Annotated in this window: 6 protein-coding genes and 1 tRNA gene; 2 read left to right on the plus strand and 5 right to left on the minus strand. The window is 66.0% G+C overall.

Features of this window, described 5'->3' with window-relative positions; all coding sequences use genetic code 11:
• Positions 1-4 precede the first annotated feature (4 nt).
• Complete coding sequence (gene uraH, locus GR158_RS23050; protein ID WP_134650496.1) at positions 5-370, minus strand: hydroxyisourate hydrolase; 366 nt, start codon at positions 368-370, stop codon at positions 5-7.
• A gap of 156 nt (positions 371-526) precedes the next feature.
• Here uraH and puuE point away from each other — a divergent pair, with 156 nt between their 5' ends.
• Positions 527-1,945 (plus strand): allantoinase PuuE, encoded by a 1,419-nt coding sequence (puuE, locus tag GR158_RS23055; protein WP_160872748.1) that lies wholly within the window; start codon positions 527-529, stop codon positions 1,943-1,945.
• A gap of 112 nt (positions 1,946-2,057) precedes the next feature.
• Positions 2,058-2,543, plus strand: coding sequence for an ureidoglycolate lyase (locus GR158_RS23060; RefSeq protein WP_160872749.1), 486 nt, complete (start codon positions 2,058-2,060; stop codon positions 2,541-2,543).
• 69 nt (positions 2,544-2,612) lie between these two features.
• Here the strand turns inward: GR158_RS23060 and GR158_RS23065 are convergent, their stop codons facing one another.
• From GR158_RS23065 to GR158_RS23080, 4 genes are all read right to left on the minus strand, one after another.
• Positions 2,613-3,905 carry an NCS2 family permease gene (locus GR158_RS23065; protein ID WP_160872750.1) on the minus strand — a complete coding sequence of 431 codons (1,293 nt, stop codon included), beginning with the start codon at positions 3,903-3,905 and terminating at the stop codon, positions 2,613-2,615.
• A gap of 264 nt (positions 3,906-4,169) precedes the next feature.
• Positions 4,170-4,628: a YbaK/EbsC family protein gene (locus GR158_RS23070; protein WP_160872751.1), complete on the minus strand. Its 459-nt coding sequence runs from the start codon at positions 4,626-4,628 to the stop codon at positions 4,170-4,172.
• Between the two features lie 73 nt (positions 4,629-4,701).
• On the minus strand, positions 4,702-6,102 hold the full coding sequence (locus tag GR158_RS23075) for a DUF2793 domain-containing protein (protein WP_160872752.1): 1,401 nt from the start codon (positions 6,100-6,102) through the stop codon (positions 4,702-4,704).
• 182 nt (positions 6,103-6,284) lie between these two features.
• Positions 6,285-6,361: transfer RNA gene (locus GR158_RS23080), tRNA-Met, on the minus strand.
• Positions 6,362-6,381: the final 20 nt, after the last annotated feature.

Here is a 6,381-nt window from a genome sequence, read left to right on the forward strand (position 1 = left end):
GGCTCTAGCTCCCGCGATAGGTGGAATAGCTGAAAGGCGAAACGAGAAGAGGGACATGGTAATGTGCGTCCTCGTCGGCAAGCCCGAAGCGGATCGGGATGATGTCGAGGAACAGCGGCCCGTCTGCGCTGCGGCCGAGATAATCGCCGGCATGGAAGCGCAGTTCGTAGGTGCCGGCCTTCATCGTCTCACCCGAAAGCAGCGGCGCATCGCAGCGCCCGTCATCGTTGGTTTTCGTCGTGCCGATGAGCTGCAACGCGTCGCCGTCCACCCGATAGAGATCGATGCGCAGGCCCTCTGCCGGCCTGCCGCGCGCCGTGTCCAGAACATGGGTCGTGAGCCGGCCGGCTCCTTGGCGATGAGACTGCATGTTACCCTCCCGAACACAATGCGCCTGCATTCACTATCTGTCAGCCCCAATCCGCTGAAAAGCAGCGAGATCGTTCGAGACTTTCAAAATTTCCGGGGAAATTACGCGCGCGGTTTTCGGCTAGACATGCGCCATACCAACCTTGGAGGAGCGTTCATGCGATATTGCCGCGACATGCATGGCCATGGCGAGACCCCGCCGGCAGCGCAATGGCCCGATGATGCGCGCATCGCCGTGCAATTCGTGCTGAACTACGAGGAAGGCGGCGAAAACTGCGTGCTGCATGGCGATGCGGCCTCGGAAGCCTTCCTGTCGGAGATCGTCGGCGCGGCGCAATGGCCCGGCCAGCGCCACTGGAACATGGAATCGATCTACGAATACGGCGCGCGCGCCGGCTTCTGGCGCCTGCACCGGCTTTTGACGGAAAAGGACGTGCCCGTCACGGTCTACGGCGTGGCAACCGCCCTGCAGCGGTCTCCGGCCCAGGTCGCGGCCATGCTGGAGGCCGGCTGGGAGATCGCCTCGCACGGCCTGAAATGGGTCGAGCACAAGGACATGCCGGCCGACGAGGAGCGCCAGGCGATCGCCGAGGCGATCCGCCTTCACACGCTGGTCACGGGCGAGCGGCCGCGCGGCTGGTATACCGGCCGCTGTTCGGTCAACACCGTCGATCTCGTCGCGGAGGCCGGCGGCTTCGACTATATCTCCGACACCTATGCCGACGACCTGCCCTACTGGTACGAGCACGCCGGCCGCCAGCAGCTCATCATTCCCTATACGCTCGATGCCAACGACATGCGGTTTGCCACGCCGCAGGGCTTCAACAGCGGCGACCAGTTCTTCAGTTATCTCAAGGACAGTTTCGACGCGCTCTATGCCGAAGGCGCGGCCGGCAGCCCGAAGATGATGTCGATCGGCCTGCACTGCCGGCTGATCGGCCGCCCCGGCCGCGTCATGGCGCTCGCCCGCTTCATCGACTATGTGCAGAGCCACGAAAAGGTCTGGATTGCCCGGCGCGTGGATATCGCCGAGCACTGGGCGAAGACCCATCCGCCGCAGCCCGCGGCCGAGCGTCCGTCGCGCATGGACGAGGCGACCTTCGTGGCGCGTTTCGGCGATATTTTCGAGCATTCGCCGTGGATCGCGCGCCGCGCCTTTGCCGGTGAGCTTTCGCCGGCCAACGACACGGCCATCGGCCTTGCCGCAGCCCTCACCTTCCAGTTCCGCGCCGCGAGCGACGAGGAACGGCTGGGCGTGCTCGTCGCGCATCCCGATCTCGCCGGCAAGCTGGCGCAGGCGAAGCGGCTGACGGCAAGCTCGACCGAGGAACAGGCCTCCGCCGGGCTCGATGCGCTCACCGATGCGGAGCGCGACCGCTTCACCGCGCTCAACGATGCCTATGTGGCGAAGTTCGGCTTCCCCTTCATCATCGCCGTGCGCGACAACACCAAGGCGAGCATTCTCGCCGCCTTCGAAAAGCGCATCGCCAACGACCGCGACACCGAATTCGCCACCGCCTGCAAGCAGGTCGAGCGGATCGCGCTGCTGCGGCTGCAAGCCCTGCTGCCAGGCTGACGAAGGTCTGGTATCCATAGGGCGACGGGGCACCTCCCCACCCCGTCGCCATCACATCCGGACGGCAATCGTGCCCGTCCGCATCTGGCCATTGCGCCGTGGGAGGAAAAACATGAAGACCATCGATATCCAGCCGCTGACCCGGGAGGCCTTCGCGCCCTTCGGGCAGGTCATCGAGCAACAGGGCGCGCACCGGTTCCCCATCAATGCGGGCAAGTGCACGCGCTACCATGACCTCGCCCATATCGAGACGACGGGCGAGAAGGCCCGCCCGATGATCAGCCTGCTGCGTGGCGAACCCTATCCGCTGCCGCTGGAGCTGGCCATGGTCGAGCGCCATCCGCTCGGCAGCCAGGCCTTCATCCCGCTCGGTGACGCGTCCTTCCTCGTGGTGGTGGCGCACGAAACCGTTCATGGCCCGGCCGATCCCATCGCCTTCCGCACGGCGCCCGGACAAGGCGTCAATATCGGCCGCAATGTCTGGCACGGCATCCTGACGCCGCTCGACGCCGTCTCCGACTTTGCCGTCATCGACCGCGGCGGTGAGGGCGTGAACCTGGAGGAGCATTTCTACGTCGAACCCTTCCTGATCCGCTGAGATCAGGGACGACCGGAAACGAAAAAGGGCCGCGTCGATGACGCGGCCCTTTTCATTTTGGCTGTTCGCCTACTCCGCGAAGAAGGCGAAGCGGATGATGAAGAGCACGGCGACGATGGCCGTTGCCGGGTGGATCTGCCGCCACTTGCCGGTGAAGAGCTTCAGCACCGCATAGCTGATGAAGCCGAAGGCAAGGCCGTTGGCGATGGAATAGGTGAAGGGCATGACGAGCGCGGTGATCGCGGCCGGTGCCGCTTCCGTCAGGTCTTCCCATTCCACCTCGGTCAGTTCGCGCATCATCAGGCCGGCCACGTAAAGCAGCGCCGGCGCCGTCGCGTAGGTCGGCACGGAGCCGGCCAGCGGCGAGATGAAGAGGGCGGCGATGAACAGGATGGCGACGACGAAGGCGGTGAGGCCCGTGCGGCCGCCGGCCTGTACGCCCGAGGCGCTTTCGACATAGGCGGTGGTGCTGCTCGTGCCGATCATCGAGCCGGCGACGATCGCCGTGCTGTCGGCGAGAAGCGCGCGACCAAGCCGGTTCGGCTTGCCCTCCTGGATGAGATTGGCGCGCTTGGCGACGCCGATCAGCGTGCCCGTCGCGTCGAACACCTCGACGAGCACGAAGACGAGGATGACATGCAGCAGGCCGCCATGCAGCGCACCCATGATATCGAGCTGCAGGAAGGTCGGCATGATCGACGGCGGGGCGGAGACGACGCCGCGGAATTCGCTGACGCCGAAGATCCAGGACAGCACGGTCACCGCGAGGATGCCGATCAGGATTGCGCCCTTGACGCGCAGCGCGTCCAGGACGGCGATGACGAAGAAACCGAAGATCGCCAGCAGCGGGCCGGTCTGCTTGAGATCGCCGAGGCCGACCAGCGTCGCGGGATTGTCGACCACGATGCCGGAGCTCTTCAGCGCGATGATGCCGAGGAAGAGGCCGATACCGGCGGCGATGGCGCTGCGCAGCGAATGCGGTATGCCGGCGATCAGCCAGCTGCGCACGCCCGTTACCGTCAGGATGACGAAGATGATGCCGGAAATGAAGACCGCGCCGAGCGCCTGCTGCCAGGTGAAGCCCAGGGCTGCGACCACGGTGAAGGCGAAGAAGGCGTTGAGGCCCATGCCGGGCGCCATGCCGATCGGCCAGTTGGCGACGAGCGCCATGACCATGGAGCCGAGTGCCGCCGCCAGACAGGTCGCGACGAAGACGGCATCCCGGTCCATGCCCGTGGTCGACAGGATGTCCGGGTTGACGAAGATGATATAGGACATGGTGAGGAAGGTCGTCAGACCCGCGATCACCTCTGTGCGCACGGTCGTCCCGTGCTCATTGAGTTTGAAGAACTTCTCAAACATGCTGTTTCCCCCTGACGCCTCCGGCGTCACCGTAAGAACATTTCCGGGTCCAAGCTCCTCCAGCACCCCGGCTCCAGCCCATGCCGCGCGACAGCGCAGCCCGGGCGCGCGACCATTCCGCGCCCGTGAACGGCGTCCGGCCGAAGGCGGGCACCAGGATCACGATTGCGTCATATTGCGATGTCCCGCGCCCCGATGCTAGCCGGCGATTTCCCCGGATTTGAGCGAAACTCTTTCACGGCCGGCCGGCAAGGCCGCGCCGTTTCACTCGCAAACGTCGACCCATTCGGCGTTGACGAGTGCGGCCATGCGCTCGGGCGCGATGCGCACCGCCGCATTGGTGGCGCCGGCGGCCGGCACGACCTCCGCGAAGGCGCTGAGCGACCTGTCGCAGTAAACGGGCAGGTCCGTCGGCAGGCCAAAGGGGCACACGCCGCCCACCGGATGGGAGGTCGCCGCCACCACCTGCTCGGCATCCAGCATGCGCGGCTTGGCGGCGAAGCGGTCCTTGAACTTCCGGTTCGAGAGCCGCGCCGTTCCCGCCGCGACGATCAGCACGATGTCTTCGCCGACCCGCGCACAGATCGTCTTGGCGATCTGCGCCGGCTCGACGCCATGCGCCTCTGCGGCGAGCGCCACGGTCGCCGAACTCTGCCCGGTGACGATGACGGCGATATCGGGGGCTTTTTCGGCGAAGAAGGCGCGGACGGATTCGAGTGACATGGCCAATTCATAGCCAGCCCGGCGGCCTCAAGGCAAGAGGCCGCCGGGTTGCAGTGCAGGCTATGTTTCGGGATCAGGCATAAATGCCGCCCGCGGGGTTCGTGCCGGCGGTCGAGCCCGGCAGGAAGGTCGTCGCCTTGCCGAAGGTGTTGATCACCCCGTTGGTGTCGGCGATGTAGCGGCTTCCCGTGGCGCTGCCGACGACGATGGCGCTCGACAGCGCGATCGTGCCGCAATGGCTCGTGGCGGCGAACTGGGTGAAGGCGGGCGTGCCCGTCAGCGTGAAGGTGCGCCCCGTACCCGAGAGAGAACCGCCGCCGCCGATATTCATGTGACGCCGCGCGCCGCCGGTGATCGTGTAATTGTCCTCCAGAAGGATCTTGCAGGGATTGTCGCAGAAGATGTGGTCGGCATTGGCGCCGACGGCGCCGAACTCCATCCTGCCGATGCGCAGCGTCACGCCATTGCCCACGGAAAGCGCATGGATGAGATCCGTGGTGATGGTGATCCTGAGGCCCGAGACCTTGGCATGGACACCATTGGCGAAGGACAGGCCGCCTGTCAGCACGACGGAAGCGGGCGTCGTCTCGTTCCCCCGGATCGTCAGCCGGCCGTTGCCGAGAAGCGGGCGGGAAACGCTCGCGCCCGCATGGGTGCCGTCCGCCAGCTGGATCGCCACGTCATGGCGGGCGCAATCGAGCGCCAGCGCGGTGTCGATCGCCTTCTGCAGCGTGGCGAAGGGCGCGCTGGTCGACAGGCCGTCATTGCCGTCGCTGCCGGCCGGTGCGACGTGGTAGGTGCGGTCGGCCGTCAGCTGCTCGCGCAGGCCCTGCGCGCCGGACGGGAAGGCAGGCCGTCCCGTCGCGGGATCGATGACGATCGCCTGGCGGAACGTGGCGCCGTCGGCGCTGACCTTGATGCTGAAGGCATCGTTGCCGGCCAGGCCCATCTCGGCGCGGCCGGACCAGGCGGTCTGGTAGAGAAGCGAGGCCGTGTCGCCGACCGTCGCCTTGTTGATCTTGAGCTGGTGTCCTGCGCCGGTATTGGTGAAGAGGGAGGCGGGCGCGGCGACGGCCAGCCGGTTGGTCGCGTCCGCAGACGTGTTGATGCCGACCTGGTCGGGAATGGCGACGGCAAAGGCGGCCGCCGTCCAGCCGCCCGCCTTGAAGACGAGCATGCGATTCTCGTCAAGGACATGGGCGAGCCAGCCCTCGCGCGGCGCATAGAAGGCCCAGGCGCCGTCCTGCCACGCCGCCACGCTTGTTTCCCTTCCGCTCCAGGCGCCCGTCGCGCCCGAAGGCACGATGTAGCGGTCCCCGCCGGTAGGGTTTTCCGGCGGTGTGGTAACGGCACGGCTCAGCACCGCCAGATGCAGCATGGCGTCGAGCGCGCGGATCGCCTCGTTATGCGTGACGTGTTTCTGTGCCTGGGAGGGCAGGATATAGGGGATGTTGAGGTTGTCGGTTTTGTCCATGTCGTCGGTTCCTGTTTCGGGGAGGACGATTATGGGGCCGGTGCAGGAGGCGGGGACGACGGGCGGCCGTTTTACGTTGCGGGAAAGAAACGGCTGCCTTGCCTGGTGGCGACATGCGTGGGCGCTTTCCGGCCCAAAACGCCAAAACCCCGCTGGATTTCTCCGTGCGGGGTTTTTTGATTTGGTTGCGGGGGCAGGATTTGAACCTGCGGCCTTCAGGTTATGAGCCTGACGAGCTACCGGGCTGCTCCACCCCGCGTTACCAGGTTTTTGCCGTAA

Origin of the sequence: Shinella sp. AETb1-6, assembly GCF_009826875.1 — a bacterium.
Taxonomy (GTDB): domain Bacteria; phylum Pseudomonadota; class Alphaproteobacteria; order Rhizobiales; family Rhizobiaceae; genus Shinella; species Shinella sumterensis.